General features: G+C 63.5%; 15 protein-coding genes. 3 read left to right on the top strand and 12 right to left on the bottom strand.

Annotated features, from left to right (window positions below; translation table 11 throughout):
- Positions 1 to 5: 5 nt before the first annotated feature.
- The 5 genes from ACFHWW_RS29445 to ACFHWW_RS29425 form a co-directional block, all read right to left on the bottom strand.
- Positions 6 to 1,118: a mandelate racemase/muconate lactonizing enzyme family protein gene (locus tag ACFHWW_RS29445; protein ID WP_379942734.1), complete on the bottom strand. Its 1,113-nt coding sequence runs from the start codon at positions 1,116 to 1,118 to the stop codon at positions 6 to 8.
- A gap of 1 nt (position 1,119) precedes the next feature.
- Entirely contained in the window at positions 1,120 to 2,217 is a 1,098-nt protein-coding gene (locus ACFHWW_RS29440) for an ABC transporter ATP-binding protein (RefSeq protein WP_100670641.1), read from the bottom strand.
- Between the two features lie 6 nt (positions 2,218 to 2,223).
- Positions 2,224 to 3,090, bottom strand: a complete 867-nt coding sequence (locus ACFHWW_RS29435; RefSeq protein WP_379942731.1) for a carbohydrate ABC transporter permease — start codon at positions 3,088 to 3,090, stop codon at positions 2,224 to 2,226.
- Positions 3,090 to 3,986 (bottom strand): carbohydrate ABC transporter permease, encoded by an 897-nt coding sequence (locus ACFHWW_RS29430; RefSeq protein ID WP_018097177.1) that lies wholly within the window; start codon positions 3,984 to 3,986, stop codon positions 3,090 to 3,092. The genes ACFHWW_RS29435 and ACFHWW_RS29430 overlap by 1 nt, the downstream gene beginning before the upstream one ends.
- A 69-nt stretch (positions 3,987 to 4,055) precedes the next feature.
- Positions 4,056 to 5,375, bottom strand: a complete 1,320-nt coding sequence (locus ACFHWW_RS29425; protein WP_379942729.1) for an ABC transporter substrate-binding protein — start codon at positions 5,373 to 5,375, stop codon at positions 4,056 to 4,058.
- 167 nt (positions 5,376 to 5,542) lie between these two features.
- On the opposite strand from ACFHWW_RS29425, the gene ACFHWW_RS29420 reads away from it, so the two are divergent.
- Positions 5,543 to 6,325 (top strand): IclR family transcriptional regulator, encoded by a 783-nt coding sequence (locus ACFHWW_RS29420; protein ID WP_010975556.1) that lies wholly within the window; start codon positions 5,543 to 5,545, stop codon positions 6,323 to 6,325.
- 50 nt (positions 6,326 to 6,375) lie between these two features.
- Entirely contained in the window at positions 6,376 to 7,212 is an 837-nt protein-coding gene (locus tag ACFHWW_RS29415) for an amidohydrolase family protein (RefSeq protein ID WP_379942726.1), read from the top strand.
- Between the two features lie 66 nt (positions 7,213 to 7,278).
- Here the strand turns inward: ACFHWW_RS29415 and ACFHWW_RS29410 are convergent, their stop codons facing one another.
- The 6 genes from ACFHWW_RS29410 to argH form a co-directional block, all read right to left on the bottom strand.
- Complete coding sequence (locus ACFHWW_RS29410) at positions 7,279 to 8,157, bottom strand: polysaccharide deacetylase (RefSeq protein WP_379942724.1); 879 nt, start codon at positions 8,155 to 8,157, stop codon at positions 7,279 to 7,281.
- A gap of 10 nt (positions 8,158 to 8,167) precedes the next feature.
- On the bottom strand, positions 8,168 to 9,559 hold the full coding sequence (locus ACFHWW_RS29405; RefSeq protein WP_379942722.1) for an MmgE/PrpD family protein: 1,392 nt from the start codon (positions 9,557 to 9,559) through the stop codon (positions 8,168 to 8,170).
- Between the two features lie 86 nt (positions 9,560 to 9,645).
- A complete protein-coding gene (locus ACFHWW_RS29400; protein ID WP_379942720.1) occupies positions 9,646 to 10,476 on the bottom strand; it encodes an ABC transporter substrate-binding protein in 831 nt (276 codons plus the stop codon).
- 61 nt (positions 10,477 to 10,537) lie between these two features.
- Positions 10,538 to 11,308, bottom strand: a complete 771-nt coding sequence (locus tag ACFHWW_RS29395; RefSeq protein WP_018097183.1) for an amino acid ABC transporter ATP-binding protein — start codon at positions 11,306 to 11,308, stop codon at positions 10,538 to 10,540.
- An 8-nt stretch (positions 11,309 to 11,316) separates the two neighbouring features.
- Positions 11,317 to 12,189 carry an amino acid ABC transporter permease gene (locus ACFHWW_RS29390; protein ID WP_379942718.1) on the bottom strand — a complete coding sequence of 291 codons (873 nt, stop codon included), beginning with the start codon at positions 12,187 to 12,189 and terminating at the stop codon, positions 11,317 to 11,319.
- The gene (gene argH / locus ACFHWW_RS29385; RefSeq protein ID WP_379942716.1) at positions 12,186 to 13,652 is read right to left on the bottom strand and encodes an argininosuccinate lyase; all 1,467 of its coding nucleotides are present in this window, start codon (positions 13,650 to 13,652) and stop codon (positions 12,186 to 12,188) included. The genes ACFHWW_RS29390 and argH overlap by 4 nt, the downstream gene beginning before the upstream one ends.
- A gap of 184 nt (positions 13,653 to 13,836) precedes the next feature.
- On the opposite strand from argH, the gene ACFHWW_RS29380 reads away from it, so the two are divergent.
- The gene (locus ACFHWW_RS29380; protein ID WP_379942714.1) at positions 13,837 to 14,739 is read left to right on the top strand and encodes a LysR substrate-binding domain-containing protein; all 903 of its coding nucleotides are present in this window, start codon (positions 13,837 to 13,839) and stop codon (positions 14,737 to 14,739) included.
- A gap of 30 nt (positions 14,740 to 14,769) precedes the next feature.
- On the opposite strand, the gene ACFHWW_RS29375 is transcribed toward ACFHWW_RS29380, so the two are convergent.
- Complete coding sequence (locus ACFHWW_RS29375) at positions 14,770 to 15,240, bottom strand: GNAT family N-acetyltransferase (RefSeq protein ID WP_379942712.1); 471 nt, start codon at positions 15,238 to 15,240, stop codon at positions 14,770 to 14,772.
- Positions 15,241 to 15,250: the final 10 nt, after the last annotated feature.

Raw genomic sequence — 15,250 nt, 5'->3', positions numbered from 1 at the left:
CCCTTCTACCGGCGGAACTCGCGGGTGAACTCGGCGACCGAGCGCGCCTGGACAGCCTCCCAATCCCAGGCGATGCCAATGCCCGAATCGGAAGGCGCGATCGCCCTGCCCTCCCGGATCTCCATTCCCTTTTGCGTCAGATCGTCGAGCTGCGGAATGTATTCCACATATTTCCCGTTGGGCACCGCGCAAACGAGGCTCACATGCAGTTCCATTAGGAAATGCGGGCAGACGGGAATGTCGAAGGCCTCCGCCGCGTGAGCCACTTTCAGCCAAGGGGTGATGCCGCCGATCCGCGCCACGTCCGCCTGGACGATCGAGCAGGCGCCCTTTTGCATATATTCGCGAAAATGGCGGATGGAATAGATGGACTCGCCGACGGCGATCGGCGTCGGCGTCGACCGCGTGAGGCGGATGTGGCCGTCGAGATCGTCGGCCGGCAGCGGTTCCTCGATCCAGGCGAGATCGAGTTCGCGGAGCCGGGCGGCGCGGCGGATCGCCTCGTCGACGGTGAAGCCCTGATTGCAATCCGTCATTATTTCGAAGCCGTCGCCAAGTGCTGCGCGCATGGCCGAGAGCCTGTCGTAATCCTCCGCCCCGCTCGGCCTGCCGATCTTGACCTTCGATCCGGAGAAGCCCTTGGCCTTCGCCTGCAACGCGTCGTCGACGAGGGCCTGCTTTTCGATGTGCAGCCAGCCGCCCTCGGTGGTGTAAAGCGGGCAGCTTTCCTTCGCCCCGCCCGCCAGTTTCCAGAGCGGCAGCTTCTGCTTCTTCGCCCGCAGGTCCCATAGCGCCGTATCCACGGCGGCGAGCGCCAAGGCCGTGATGGCGCCGATGGTCGTCGCATGCGTCGCAAACTCCATCTTGTGCCAAAGCGCCTCGATGCAGTCCGCGTCTTCCCCGAGCAGGATCGGAACCAGATGATCGGAGAGCAGCCGCATGACGGACGATCCGCCTGTTCCGATCGTGTAGCTGTAGCCGGTGCCGGTCGCACCGTCCGCATCCGTGATCGTCACGATCGGCGTTTCCTGGCTCACGAAGCTCTGGATGGCGTCGGTCCGCTTGACCTTCGGCGGAAGATCCACCATCCGCAGTTCTATTTTCTCGATCCTTGCCATGTCAGCCTGCCAAAGCCTTTCCGGTCTCGCCGTCGAAGAGATGCGCCCGGGACAGATCGAGGCTCATGCGCACCGCCTCGCCCGGGCGCAGCGGCCGCGGGTTGAGCATGCGCGAGACCCAATCCCGCCCGTTGAACTGAGTGAAAACCAGGGTTTCGTTGCCCAGCGGTTCCGTGATCGTGACCGGAAGCTCGATCTCGTGGACGGCGTCCGCATCACCCGCATGGAGGCCGTGCCCCGAAGGATAGACATCGTCCGGCCTGAGCCCGAAGGTCACTTTCTGGCCCTCGCGAACCGAGGAACGGAAGCGTGGCGGGAGCGGCAGGGTCGCTCCGCTTGCAAAGGCGAGCTTTCCGTCCGTCAGGACCGCCTCCTCCATGTTCATCGGCGGCGAGCCGATGAAGCCGGCGACGAACTTGGTCGCCGGGCGGCGGAAGACATCCTCCGGCGTGCCCACCTGCTCGATATGCCCGTCGCGCATGATGACGATGCGGTCGGAGAGCGTCATCGCCTCCACCTGATCATGGGTGACGTAGATCATCGTCGCCTGCATGCGGGCGTGCAGTTTCTTGATCTCGGTGCGCACCTGGGTCCTGAGCTTCGCGTCGAGGTTCGACAGAGGCTCATCGAACAGAAAGACGTCCGGCTGCCGCACGATCGCGCGTCCCATGGCGACGCGCTGGCGCTGGCCGCCCGACAGTTGCGAAGGGCGACGTTCGAGAAGATGGCCGAGATCGAGGATCGCCGCCGCCTCGGCAACGCGCGTCTTGATCTCTTCCGCCGGACGCCCGGCGATTTTCAGCGAGAAGCCCATATTCTCGGCGACCGTCATATGCGGGTAGAGTGCATAGGACTGAAAGACCATCGAGATGTTGCGCGCTCGAGGCGGCAGATCGTTGACCTTTCGCCCGCCGATCTCGATCGCGCCGCCGCTGACCTCCTCGAGCCCCGCGATCATGCGCAGCGTCGTCGACTTGCCGCAGCCCGAAGGTCCGACGAGCGCAATGAATTCGCGATCCTTCACTTCAAGATCGATGCCGTGCACGACTTCCAGAGCGCCGTAGCGCTTGACGAGTTTCTTGAGCGTAACGGGCGCCATGGACGATTATCCTTTCACCGCGCCGAAGGTCAGGCCCGAGACGAGGTGCTTCTGAATGATGAAGGTGAGGGTCAACGCCGGAACGATCATGACGACCGCGAGCGCGCACATGCCGCGCCAGTCGATGGTGAATTCGGCGGTGTAGTCGAGGAGCCCCACGGGCAAGGTCTTGGAATTGACGGAGCGGGTAATCTGCGAAGCGAGCGCATATTCGTTCCAGGACGTCAGGAAAGCGAAGATGCCGGCCGACGCAATGCCCGGGCCGGCAAGCGGAAACTCCACCTGCCAGAAGGCCTGCAAGGGCGTGCAGCCGTCGATCTGCGCGGCTTCCGCGAGATCTTTCGGCACCTGGCGGAAGAATCCGTCGATCAGCCAGATCGTGAAGGGAACGTTGAGCGCGACATAGGTCAGGATCAGCGAGAAATGCGTATCGATAATGCCGGTGCGCGCATAGAGCATGAAGAGCGGCAGCGACAGCGCGATGCCCGGTACTGCGCGCGTCAGCATGAAGCCGAGGAAGATGGCCGACTTCGCCTTGAACCGGTAGCGCGCGAAGGCATAGCCGCCGGAAAGGCCGATCGCCAGCGCGATGACCGTGGAGGTGACCGATACGATGAGCGAATTGCGGAAATAGTCCCAGACCGGGACGCCCCCCTGCCCGGCGCCCGAAAACATCGCCCGGTAGGCGTCGAACGAGAGCGTCTCCGGAATCCAGACCGGCGGCTTGGCCATGATCTCGACCGTCGGCCTCAGCGATGAAAGCACGATCCAGAGGCCCGGCAGGCAGATGACCAGCATGGCGAGAAAGAGCCCCACGAGGTGTGCCACCTTCAGCAACCGCCGCCGCAGGCGATGAGATGCGTTCGTATCCATTACCACTCGGCTCCGATCTGCTGGCGCGCCGCGGCGAGCTTGCGGAAGAAATAGACGGTGAAGACGATCGACAGCAGGATGGCGACATAGGCCATTGCGTTGGCCATCCCCATGCGGGCGTCGCCATAGGCGGTGCGTCCGATAAGCGTCCAGAGCAGTTCGGTGCGCTTTGCCGGGCCTCCATCCGTCATGATCTTGACGATGTCGTAGGCGCGCGCGACATCGAGCGAACGGATCGTCATCGCGATGAAGGCGAAGGGCATCAGATAGGGCCAGGTGACGTAGCGGAAGGTCTGCCAGGGGGTGCAACCGTCGACATGGGCCGCTTCGACCGGATCCTTGGGCATGGCAAGCAGCCCGGCGAGAATGAGGATCGCGAAAACCGCGGTCGAAGACCAGACCTCTGCGACGATGATCGAAAACAGCGCGAGATTGCCGTCGATCAGCCAGGGGATGGCACGGTCGGTGAGGCCCAGCGACTGCAGCGCGTTGTTGACGAAGCCGATATTGTCGTTGAACAGGAACTTGAACTGGAAGCCCACCAGCACCGGCGAGAACATCATCGGAAACATCATCGCGGTCCGCAACGCCCGCTGACCGTAAGTCGCCTTGTTGACCAGCAGCGCCAAGCCAAGACCGAGGAACATCTCGGCGTTGAGCGCGACGGTGAGAAGGAGCACCGTCCGGCCGAACGCGACCCAGAATTCGGCATTGGTAAGGACGTTCACATAGTTGCGAAAACCGATGAAGACCCAAAGCGAGTCCGGCTTCGTCAGACGGAACGGGGTGAAACTCGAATAAAGCGAGAAGACGAGCGGCAGCACGATGAACACTGCCAGGACGATGAAGGCCGGAAGCAGCAGAAGCGTGGGTGCCGACAGTTTCGAGAGCTTCATCGGAGATCCTGGGAAGAGTTCACATGCGTGGCGGCGCCGAAACGGTCCGGCGCCGCCTTTCAATCGGGATCAGAGCTTGCCGGCGTCTTCGAGGATGCCGGTCGCCTTTTCGGCGGCCGCGTCGAGCGCTTCCTTCGACGTCTTGTCGCCGAGAATCGCTGCCTGCAGCTCCGGATAGACTGCGTTGGAGATCTCGATCCACTCAGCCGTCTGCGGCACCGGGAAAGCATGCTTGGCCGCTTCCTGGAAGGCCTGCAGGACCTCGGTCTTGTAGGCGTCGCCTTCAGCGGCCTTGATGTTGTAGTCCCAGACGGCGCTTCGCGTCGGCAGCGGGCCGGCGGCGGATTCGAGCTTCTGGCTGTCCTCGTTCGTCAGCCACCAGACGAGCGAGGCGGCTGCTTCCTTGTCGGCGCAGGATTCGGTTACCGAGAAGCCGTGATGCCCGGACCAGCCGGTGCGCTTGCCGGAGGAGCCGGCCGGCTGAACCTTGACGCCGACATTGCCGGCGACCTTCGACGATTTCGGATCGTTGAAGAAGGATGCCCAGCCGGGCCAGTCGAGATTGACCGCGATCGAGCCCGAGGCGAAGCCCTGTCCGAGATCGTCCCAGAGATAGTTGGTGGTGCCCGGCGGTACCGCCTTGTCCTTGTAGAGCTTGACGAACCATTCGAGCGCGCGCACGCCCGCTTCCGAATTGAAGGCCGGGCGGCCGTCCTTGTCGAGATATTCCCCACCCTCGGCGACCAGCATTTCGTAGAAGCGGCCGTTGATCGCTTCCTCCTTGCCGGCAAACTGGGTGCCGTAGAAATTCGGCGGAGCGGCGAAGAATTCCGCCTGGTCGCTCACCTGAGCCCAGGTGTCCGGCGGCGCGAGGTCATAGCCGTATTTGGCCTTGAATTCGGTCTTCTTCGCCTCGTCCTGGTAAAGGCTCTTTTGGAAATAGAGCGCGGAGACGTCGAACTGCGCCCGCGGCAGCATGACGAGCTTGCCGTCGAGCGTCGAGGCGTCGATTACGGCCGGCACGAATTTGGACACTTCTTCGGAAGGGATGAGGCCGAAAAGGTCCGCATAGATGTCCGGATATTGCGGCGCGAAGGAGGAGTGGTTCGAACCGACGCACCAGGTGAGGCCGCCGGTGGCAATATCGGACTTGATCTCCTTGTCCAGTTCGAAGTGGTTCTTCTTCGACAGGATGTTGACCTTGGCGCCGGTCGCCTTCTCCCATTCGCCGATGCGCTCATAGAGTTTCTCGTACTGCTGTCCACCGATCAGCTTGGCGTCGATGGTCACGCCTTCGAACTTGCCGGGCAGGTCCGCGGCATTTGCCGCCCCCATTGCGCAAGCAAGCATGATCACTCCGGCCGATACGCCGGAAAGCAGCCTGTTCATTGTACTTCCTCCACTGAACACTCCCTTCTCCGAGAGCATGAGTCCTCATCCGTGAGAAACTAATTTATATACAAACGATAAATTTATGGATGGTCAAGGGCCATTCCCTTCCGTCTTCCGCTTTTCATGCGTATATGGAGAGGAATATTCATCTGGGAGAGACGCGGATGGACAATGAAGAGTCCGACAAGTATCGCGCGCCGGCACTCGACAAGGGCCTGGACATACTGGAGCTGCTTGCCAGCGTCGACGGCGGCCTCACGCAGGCGGAGATTTCGAAGAGGCTGAACCGCAGTCCGAACGAATTCTACCGCATGCTCGACCGTCTGGTGCGCCGCGGCTACGTGACCCGTATCGACGGCGATCTCTATTCGCTGACCCTGAAGCTCTTCGGATTGGCGCAGTTGCATGCGCCCGTGCGCCGGCTCGCTTCCTTCGCCACGCCGCTGATGCGCGAGCTCGCCCAGCGATCTAAGCAGGCCAACCAACTCGCCGTCTTCGACCGCGGCTCCGCCGTCGTGATCGCGCAGCAGGAGGCGCCGGACTATTGGGGCATTTCGATCCGGGTGGGCTCGCATATCAGCCTGTTCGACACCGGATCGGGCCACGTGCTGCTTGCATTCCGTTCGCCGGAGGAACGGGAAATGATGATCTCCGAACATGTGCGCAGCAGGGACGAGATCAACCTCACCCCCGAATTCTACGCCCGTCTCGACCAGATCCGCGAGCGCGGCTACGAGATGATGGCAAGTGCCCAGACCGCCGGTGTCTACAACCTCTCCGCCCCGATCCTTGGACCCGACGGACGCAGCATCGCAGCCCTCACCTGCCCCTATATCTCCCTGGTCAACAATCCTTCGGCCCCTGATATCACCGAGACCATATCGCTCCTGCTCAAGACCGCATCGCAGCTCTCGGCGCTCGCCGGAGCCGATGTCGCGCAGGGTTGATCCGCGCCGGAAAAACAGACTTCCTATTTGAACGAAGAGGAGGAGCAGCCTTGATCATCGACTCGCATCTGCATCTGATCGACAAATCCGCGCTCAACTATCCGTGGCTCGCCGGGGTTCCCGCGCTCGATCGGGATTTTCTCTATTCGAGCTATGCGGCGGAGGCAAAGCGCGTGGGCATTGCCGCCTCGCTGCATATGGAAGTGGACGTCGACCCGGCTGAGATCGAACTCGAAACGCGCGAGGTCGCGCGTCTTGCGGGTGAGCCCGGAAGCCTCCTCAAAGGCGCAATCGCCGCCTGCCGACCGGAAGAGGAAGGCTTCGCCGCCTATCTCGCGCGGCAGGAGGAAAACGCCTTCGTCAAGGGTTTCAGGCGGGTGCTGCACGTCGTTGCCGACGATCTCTCCGAGCAATCTCTCTTTCGCCAGAACATCAAGCGGCTCTCCGGCACCCGCTTCACCTTCGATCTCTGCGTCCTGCCGCATCAGATTTCGAAAGCCATGGCACTCGCCGACCTCGCGCCGGACGTTCAGTTCATTCTCGACCATTGCGGCGTTCCGGATGTAAAGACCCGCGCGGAGCACCCCTGGCGCGATCATATGACCGAGATCGCCCGCCGTCCCAATGTCGTCGCCAAGATCTCCGGAGTGGTCGCCTATGCGGAGGAAGGCTGGACGCTCGCCTCCATCCGTCCCTATGTCGAACACACCATCGGAGTCTTCGGATGGGACCGCGTCGTCTGGGGCAGCGACTGGCCGGTCTGCACCCTCGGCGGCAACCTCTCGAGCTGGGTCGCGGCCACCCAGGCTCTCATCGAAGGCTGCAGTCCCGAGGAACGGAGGAAGCTGCTCTCCGGCAATGCGCGGCGGATCTGGAACCTGCCCTGACGAATCTCTCCCTTGCTCCCTCACCCTGCGCTTGTCACACGGCATGAGGGCGTGCGGGAGGCGCCGTCATGATGCGCCGCGTTGCCGTTCCAGCGTCTCGAAATGGTCGGCGATCTCCTTGCCGGTTGCGATCCAAACGTCGCCTTTTGCCTGAACGTGACGCAGGAAGTCGCGAAGGAGGTGCCAGCGCATCGGACGGCCGGACACTTGCGGGTGCAGGACGAGCGTCGTGACGCCGCCCCAGGCATGGGTGGCTTCGAATTCGTCGATCCAGAGCGCGAGGACGGCTTCGCGGCCGAAGAGCGGTCGCGCGCTCGAGCGGCTGGACATCCCGAAATTCCAGTCGTCGAATGCGAAATTGACCGGAATCTCCACCGGGCCCGGCACGCCGTCCGCCGACGCGTGCCGGTAGGGCAGGATGTCGTCGCGAAACGAGCTGGAATAGCGGATGCCCGATTTGGCAAGATAGGCGATGAGCTCGGGAAAGTTCTCTCCCGAGGGCGCGCGATAACCGACGGGACGGATGCCGAATGCCCGCTGCAGCGCCTCGAAGCCGCGGTCGATCTCCTCGAACGTCTCGTCCAGCCGATCGCGATCCGGCATCTTGTGAAGATAGCCGTGGTGACCGATCTCGTGTCCGGCCGCGACAATCTTCTCGCAGGCCGCGGGATGGGCAAGCGCCGTCCATCCCGGCGTGAAGAACGTCGCCTTCATCGCCAGCTCGTCCATCAGTTCGACGATCCTGGCAATGCCGACGCGCGCATCGTAGCCGCCATGGGAGGTGGTCACCATCCGATCGACATTCGAAGGATTGTTGCCGATCCATGCGGTTTCGGCATCCACGTCGAAGCCGATGAAGACGGCGCTCTTCGCGCCGTTCGGCCAGATCATCGGCGGCGTTTGCGGCGCCGGATTGAGCGGACGGGGCGTCAGGTCGTAGGTCATGACGAAATCCTCAGCAGAAAACGGGACGCTTGTCGCCGTCGCCGGCAAGCAGGGGCTCCAGAGCGCGGCAATCCTCGACGTGTTCGAGCTCGGCGAGCATCCGCCAGAGCCCGTCCGCCTGCTCCGTTTCGATGCTCATCGCGGCGAGCTCTCCGAACTTGGCGCGGATGGCGGCGGGGCGCATCGGCCTTTCGGCGGAGCCGGTCGCGCGGGGCACCATTCGTGCCAGACGAGCGCCGTCCTTGAAGAGAAGCGTGACGACCGGCTCGTCGAGCGGCTGCATCCCATCGTCCACCGTGAGCAGCATGCGCTCCATGACGGCCCGCAGGCGGGGATCGGCACGTCGGTCGGCGGCATAGGCCTGGAGCCCGGCCGTCAGGAACACGCAGCGTGCCGCAAGCGCATAGGGCAGGCTCATCTGCGTGGGCGCCATGGCGCCGCTCTCCCGGGCGCCGCACATGCCCATCAGCATGGCGCTCAACCGCAACTCGATCCGCTCGATCTCAGCTGCATCACGTCCCGTTTCCGAAAGCAGGTCGTCCAGCGCATCGATCGCCGAATGGGCGCCCCGGCAGGAAGCATAAGGTTTGAGGACCGCACGCCTCACCTTCCAGTCTTCGCCCAGTCTTTCACATAGCTTATGCGGCTCGCAGACATCCTTGTTGAACGACCGGAAAAAGCCGCCCCAGACGTCGTCGAAGACCTTGGAGGGGCCGGCAAGGCCCTCCCCTGCCAACCGCGCCGCGAGCAGCCCGCCCTCGGCCGCGCGGCCGGCATGGACCTTCTTCGCCTGCGATCCGTCATGGATGAAGGCCCAGAGACCGGAGGAGAAGCTGGTGGCGAGCGTGATCGCATCGCGCGTGGCACGATCATCGAACCCGCAAAGTCTGGCCACGGCCGCCGCAGCCGCAAGCGTGCCGCAGGTGCCCGTGGAATGCCAGCCGAGCCCGTTGTGGCGGTCGTATCCGCCCGCCGCTTCGAGGACGCGCCGGCCGGTCTCGTAGCCCGCGACCACGCTGGCGATGAGTTCCCTGCCCGTCGCCGGCCGCTTCGCTTCGGCAATCGCGGCCAGAACGGCGGGAATGACGACGGCGCCCGAATGGTCGCACCCGCCGGAATCGTCGAGTTCGAAAGCGTGGGCCGCGACCCCGTTTATGAGCGCGGCCTCACGCGCTGCCGCGCGATCGCCGGTGCCCCAGATCAGCGCGCTACCGGGCACATCGGCGGCCCTGCGGGCTATGCCGGCTTCAGCCGATCGCGCGCCAGCCAGTGCCGCGCCGATCGTGTCCGCGATGTGGACTTTGGTCTTCTCGACGACATCGGCGGGAACCGCTTCGAACTTAAGGGCTGCAAGAAAGGATGCCAGCCTGTCGACCGGCGCGTCGGCGGCAACGCGGGGCATGGAACTGCTCATGGTTTGTCGAGAATCGGTCGGCGGCGGCGCATATTGCGGCCCCGCCTGTTCGGCCGGGCCGCAACGCGGCGAAATTACTTCACCGCTTCGCCATTGACGTAAATGCCATCGAGCAAGGTGCCCTCGAGGCCGTATCTGGCGAAAATCGCCTTGTATTCGCCTGATTCCATCAGGGCCTTCAGCGCCGCGGCATAGGCGTCGCGCAGTTCCGTGTCCTTCTTGGCAAACCCGATGCCCTGATAGACCACGGTGAAGGGCTCGCCCACGACGGCGTAGGTGTCCTTCTCGAGATCCATCAGATAGGGCAGCGTTTCGGAACCCTGGACGGCGGCGTCGAGCCGGCCTTGCTTGAGCTGGGCGCGGGCATCGGCGGAGCCTTCCGTGCCGACGACCTTGATGGCCGGCAGCCCCTTGGCTTCGCAATTGGCAGCACTCCATTTCGCCGTCTCGTCCGGGAAGGAGGTGCGGCGGCTCATGCCGACGGTCTTGCCGCAGAAATCGGCAAGCGTCTTGAACTCGTCCTTGCGGACAAAGGACGTGTAGAACTGCGCGCCGGATTTCATGTAATCGATGAAATCGAGCGTATCCCGGCGCTTCGGAAGATCGCTCATGCCGCTATGGATAAGGTCGACGCGGCCGGTCTGAAGCGACGAGATCATCTGCTCGAATCCGATATTCGACCACTCGACCGTGGTGCCGAGCTCTTTGGCGAGCGCAACGCCGAGGTCGATGTCGACACCCTTAAGCTCGTTGGTCGCCGGGTCGACATATTCCATCGGCGGATAGTTCGGCTGGTTGGCGACGACGACCTTGCCGGCCGACTTCACTCGCTCGGGCAGGCCGGCGGCATTGGCGGAGGTTGCGGCGAGGCATGCGACCGTGAGCGCTGCGATATGCTTGTTCATGTGGTTCCCCATCTTGTCCTGGTTCGAGCCGGCGGCTTCGTCTGCCGCCGTTTTCTGTTCCTCAGCTGTGAACGGCTTTGATGAACTCCGCCGTTCGGGCGCTTTTCGGGGTGCTGAGAACCTCCGATGCCAAGCCTGTTTCGACCACCTTGCCGGTCTCCATGAAGGTGACGGTATTCGCCACGTTGCGGGCGAAGCCGAGCTCATGGGTGACGACGATCATCGTCATGCCGGAAGCGGCAAGGTCCCGCATCACATCGAGCACTTCCGACACCAGTTCAGGGTCGAGCGCCGATGTGGGTTCGTCGAAGAGAATGAGGTCCGGCCGCATGCCCATGGCGCGGGCGATCGCGACGCGCTGCTGCTGGCCCCCGGAAAGCTCGGAAGGGTAATGGTTCGCCTTGTCCGCCAGGCCCACCCGCTCCAGCAATGCGGAGGCCCTGTCGCGCGCTTCCTTTACCGGCTCGCCGAGCACCTGCACCGGGCCCTCGGTGATGTTTTCCAGGGCGGTCTTGTGCGGGAACAGGTTGAAGCGCTGGAAGACCATGCCGATCCGGCGCCGCTGGCGCGAAATCTCCGCATCGCTGATCTCGTGGAGATTATTGCCGTCGCGGCGGTAGCCGATCAGTTCGTCCTCGACCCAGATCGCTCCGCCGTCCATCCGCTCCAAAAGATTGATGCAGCGCAGAAGCGTGCTCTTGCCCGAGCCCGAGGGACCGATGATGCAGCTCACCTCCCCGCGGGCGACGTCCAGGCTGACCTTGTCGAGAGCGCGGAACGTGCCGTAGTTCTTCGTGACGTCGATAGCCTTGACGAGAATATCCTGGTTCATGACCGACCTCACATGGACGAGCGGATCGATTTCGAACCGCGGCCGAAATAGCGCTCGATATAGTGCTGCCCTATCGAGAGCACGGAGACGACGAGCAGGTACCAGAAGCTCGCGACCAGCAGCAGTTCGAGGACGCGGGTATTGGCGAAATAGATGATCTGCGCGTTGTGGAGGATCTCGGAATACTGGATGACGCTGGCGAGCGACGTCAGCTTCACCATGCCGATCACCTCGTTGCCGACCGGCGGCACCATGACGCGCATCGCCTGCGGCAGGACGATACGGCGCAGCATCATCATCTGCGTCATGCCGATCGTGCGCGCAGCCTCGTACTGGCCGCTGTCGACGGACAGAAGCCCGCTTCGCACGACCTCCGAAGTATAGGCGCCCTGGGATATGCCGAGCCCGAGTACGGCGGCGACGAAGGGCGTCATGACGTCGACCGTCCTGAACTCGAACAGTCCCGGAATGCCGAGCGTCGGGAAGATGAGCGCCAGGTTGAACCACAGCATCAACTGCAGCAGCGCCGGGGCGCCGCGAAAGACCCAGATATAGCCGATGGCGATCGACGACAGCACTGGATTGCCTGATATCCGCATGATGGCGATGACGACGCCGAGGACGATGCCGAGCCCCATGGCGGCAACGGTCATCAACAGGGTGTTGTAGAGGCCGGCGAGGATTGCGGGTGCGAACAGAAAATCGCGGACATAGCTCCATTCGATCTGCCCGACGCTGAAGGCCCGCACGAGGCCTGCAAACAGCAGGAGCACGATGCCCGCCGCAATCATCCGCCCGATACGGCGCTTCGGCACCAGTTTCAGATGGGCGATCTCGTATTTGGAATCCGCAGGCGGAGTTGCGAGGCTTGCCACATTCATCGGCGTCGCGCCTCCTCTGCGCCGTTCTTCGCGCCCGCTAGGGCCCCGCCGCCGATCGGACCGCCGGCAAAGGCGCGGCAGCCGGCAAGCGCCGTTTCGAATCGGGCGATCTGCTCGCGAACCCGCTCCGGCGCCGTCGCACCATAGCCGTTTCTGCTGGCAAGCGCCTTTTCGAGCGCGAGTGCCGCAAGCATCTCCGGCTGAAGCCGCGGATCGATCCCCGGCAGATCCTCAGCCGTCAGGCCGGCAAGGTCGTGGCCGCGCTCTTCGCAATAGCGCACCACTGCGCCGGTGATCTCGTGCGCTTCGGCGAAAGGCACGTTCCGGCCCACCAGCCAGTCGGCCACTTCGGTCGCGAGCGTGAAGCCCTTCGGTGCCTCCTCGCGCAGCTTCTCCACGTCGAATTCCAGCGTTCCCACCATGCCGGCAAAGGCGGGCAGGACCAGTTCGAGAACGTCGATCGTCTCGAACAGGCTCCGCTTGTCCTCGGCGAGATCACGGTTATAGGCGAGCGGCATCGCCTTCATGGTCGCGAGGAAGCCGGCGATGTTGCCGATCAGCGTGCCCGACATGCCGCGCGTCAGCTCGGCGACGTCGGGGTTCTTTTTCTGCGGCATGATCGAGGAGCCGGTGGAATAGGAATCATGCAGCCGCACCCAGCTGAACTGCTTGGAGCTCCAGAGGCAGATTTCCTCCGCAAGCCGTGAGAGATCCACCGCCACCAGAGAGCAGATGAAAAGGAATTCGGCGACGTGATCGCGCGCGGCGACGGCATCGATAGAGTTCTCGCAAGCGGCCGAATAGCCGAGATCGATGGCGGAGAGATCCGGGCGGCGCGCAATGCCGGATCCGGCCAGCGCGGCCGCACCCAGAGGCGAGCGATCGAAGCGGCGGTCCCAATCGGCAAAACGCTGCAGGTCGCGCAGCAGCGACTGCGCGTGCGCCATGAGGTGGTGGCCGAGCACGACCGGCTGGGCCGGCTGAAGATGGGTAAAGCCGGGCATCACGGTCTCCGTATGCCGGGATGCCTGCTCCATCAGTGCTTCTTCGATGGCGATCACGCCCCGGGAAAGCTCCCGCGCCATGCGCCGCAGATAGAGGCGCGTATTGTTCGCCGTCTGGTCGTTGCGCGACCGCCCGGCGCGAAGCTTGCCGCCAAGTGTGCCGAGGCGCGCCATCAACAGACGTTCGAGAAAGGTATGCAGATCCTCGTCGGCCGCAATAGGTTCTTCGCGGCCGGCACCGACATCGGCTTCGATGCCTTCCAGGGCCGCGCGTATCGCGGAGAATTCGCTCTCGTCCAGGACGCCGGCCCGCTTCAACTCGGAAGCATGGGCGCGCGAACCTGCAATATCTTCCCTGTAAAGTCGAAAGTAAGATCGGGGCGCGCGGGACAGATTGGCAAGCGCTTCGGACGGTCCGGACTTGAATCGTCCACCCCAAAGCTGAGTGGGCTCGGTCATCTTCGTTCCCTTTATTTGTCGTTCTTTCGAAGAAGCTCCCACGGGTGGCATATCCCGGCAAGCGAAGTTATTTCACCAAGCTATGACAAAAACGACTAGCCTTGCTCCCGGCACTTATTTAGGGTCTGCGCAAAGAACGGGGCGGAGCGGACGCGCATCGGCTGCATCTGGCGGAGGAATTTTCATGGCTTCGGGACGGCGGCGCTTGCCTTCGACGACCGCGCTTCAGGTGCTGCTTGCGGTGGCCGAAAGGGGATCGACGAGCGCCGCCGCCGAAAGCACGTCGCTGTCGCAGAGCGCCGTCAGCAAGCGATTGCTGTCGCTCGAAGAGCTGATCGGCAGCCCCGTCTTCGTCCGGACACCGCGCGGAATGATCCCGACGGAGGTCGGCACGATCTATATCGAACAGGCGCGCACCGCATTGAAGGCGATGGAGGACGCCGCCCTTCGCGTCGCTCGCCTGAAACCGGGCCCGCGCGTGCTGAGATTGCAGGTGCCGCCCATTTTCGGGGACCGGTGGCTGCTGCCGCGCTTCCTTCGTTTTACCGAGCAGCACCCGGAGATCGAGGTGCAGTTCACGACGTTCGTTTCTCCGACACAGTCCCAGACGCCCGATGCGATATTCCGTTTCCTGAGCGAACCGCTGCCGGACGAGGAAACCAGCTATCTCTTCGGGCGCGAGGTTCTTGTCGTCAGCGCCCCTTCCTACTGGGAGAAGAACGGCACTCCGGAGACGATCGAAGATCTCGCCGACGGCATCATGCTGGAGCACCCGCAGACGCCGCTGCACTGGAATTATTTCGCCAAGGGTCATGGCAAGGAGGACCTCTTGGTCCGCCACACCACGCGCTTCGGCTATTATACGATGGTGATCCGGGCGGCACTTGCCGGACAGGGAATGGCTTTGATCCCGCGCGGCCTCATCCTCGATGACCTTGCGGCGGGAAAGCTCGTCAACCCGAACGGCTTCGGATATCGAAGCGACCATGGCTACTGGTTCGCAAAACCGCGGGACATCGCGCCGAGTGCTTCCATGCGGACATTCGAGGCATGGCTGATGGCGGAAGCCGAAGGCATGGGCGACTGAGGGCGCCGGCCCGGGCCGTGGCGCGCTATCTCAGTCCGCCAGCCGCGCGAGCGCCTCTCCGTCGAGCCGGAAGAAGACCTTGTCCGGTTTGCGTGCGCCGCCCAGTTCTTCATAGAAGGAGAGGAGCCGTGTGTTTTCCGCCTCCGCGGTCCAATCGATGCGCGTGAGCCCGCGCTCCTTCGCCAGGCTGGCCACCTTCTGCATCAAGGCCCGGCCGAGGCCGCGGCCCCGCTGTGATCCGCTGACGTAGAGTTCCTTCAGAAAGATACCCGGCTTCAGGCCCGGCCCGGGGTAAATCGCGGAGAAGGCGGCGAAACCGAGCACCGAACCATGCTCCTCGGCGACGAGGATCTCCGCGCCCGGCGGCATGGCTTCAAGCCCCGCGATTATCTCGGCGCGCGGCGGACAGGCCACGCGGTAATGCGCCTGCATTTCCTCCATGAGGGCCGCAAGTGCTGGGAAGGCCGCGTCATTGGGTTGCAGCAGGCGGATCGGCGTCACTTCTGTTCCC

It is taken from the genome of Sinorhizobium sp. P24N7, from assembly GCF_042436655.1.
GTDB lineage: Bacteria > Pseudomonadota > Alphaproteobacteria > Rhizobiales > Rhizobiaceae > Sinorhizobium > Sinorhizobium meliloti_A.
The sequence above is the reverse complement of the archived record's forward strand: the minus strand, read 5'-3'. Positions and strand labels throughout refer to the sequence as shown.

Excerpts from the sequence above, each read along its gene's own strand:
- ACFHWW_RS29405 (WP_379942722.1), bottom strand. The coding sequence starts at position 9,559 with ATGCCCCGCGTTGCCGCCGACGCGCCGGTCGACAGGCTGGCATCCTTT.
- argH (WP_379942716.1), bottom strand. The coding sequence starts at position 13,652 with ATGACCGAGCCCACTCAGCTTTGGGGTGGACGATTCAAGTCCGGACCG.
- ACFHWW_RS29380 (WP_379942714.1), top strand. The coding sequence starts at position 13,837 with ATGGCTTCGGGACGGCGGCGCTTGCCTTCGACGACCGCGCTTCAGGTG.
- ACFHWW_RS29400 (WP_379942720.1), bottom strand. The coding sequence starts at position 10,476 with ATGAACAAGCATATCGCAGCGCTCACGGTCGCATGCCTCGCCGCAACC.
- ACFHWW_RS29395 (WP_018097183.1), bottom strand. The coding sequence starts at position 11,308 with ATGAACCAGGATATTCTCGTCAAGGCTATCGACGTCACGAAGAACTAC.
- ACFHWW_RS29430 (WP_018097177.1), bottom strand. The coding sequence starts at position 3,986 with ATGAAGCTCTCGAAACTGTCGGCACCCACGCTTCTGCTGCTTCCGGCC.
- ACFHWW_RS29435 (WP_379942731.1), bottom strand. The coding sequence starts at position 3,090 with ATGGATACGAACGCATCTCATCGCCTGCGGCGGCGGTTGCTGAAGGTG.
- ACFHWW_RS29420 (WP_010975556.1), top strand. The coding sequence starts at position 5,543 with ATGGACAATGAAGAGTCCGACAAGTATCGCGCGCCGGCACTCGACAAG.
- ACFHWW_RS29440 (WP_100670641.1), bottom strand. The coding sequence starts at position 2,217 with ATGGCGCCCGTTACGCTCAAGAAACTCGTCAAGCGCTACGGCGCTCTG.
- ACFHWW_RS29390 (WP_379942718.1), bottom strand. The coding sequence starts at position 12,189 with ATGAATGTGGCAAGCCTCGCAACTCCGCCTGCGGATTCCAAATACGAG.
- ACFHWW_RS29445 (WP_379942734.1), bottom strand. The coding sequence starts at position 1,118 with ATGGCAAGGATCGAGAAAATAGAACTGCGGATGGTGGATCTTCCGCCG.
- ACFHWW_RS29410 (WP_379942724.1), bottom strand. The coding sequence starts at position 8,157 with ATGACCTACGACCTGACGCCCCGTCCGCTCAATCCGGCGCCGCAAACG.
- ACFHWW_RS29425 (WP_379942729.1), bottom strand. The coding sequence starts at position 5,375 with ATGAACAGGCTGCTTTCCGGCGTATCGGCCGGAGTGATCATGCTTGCT.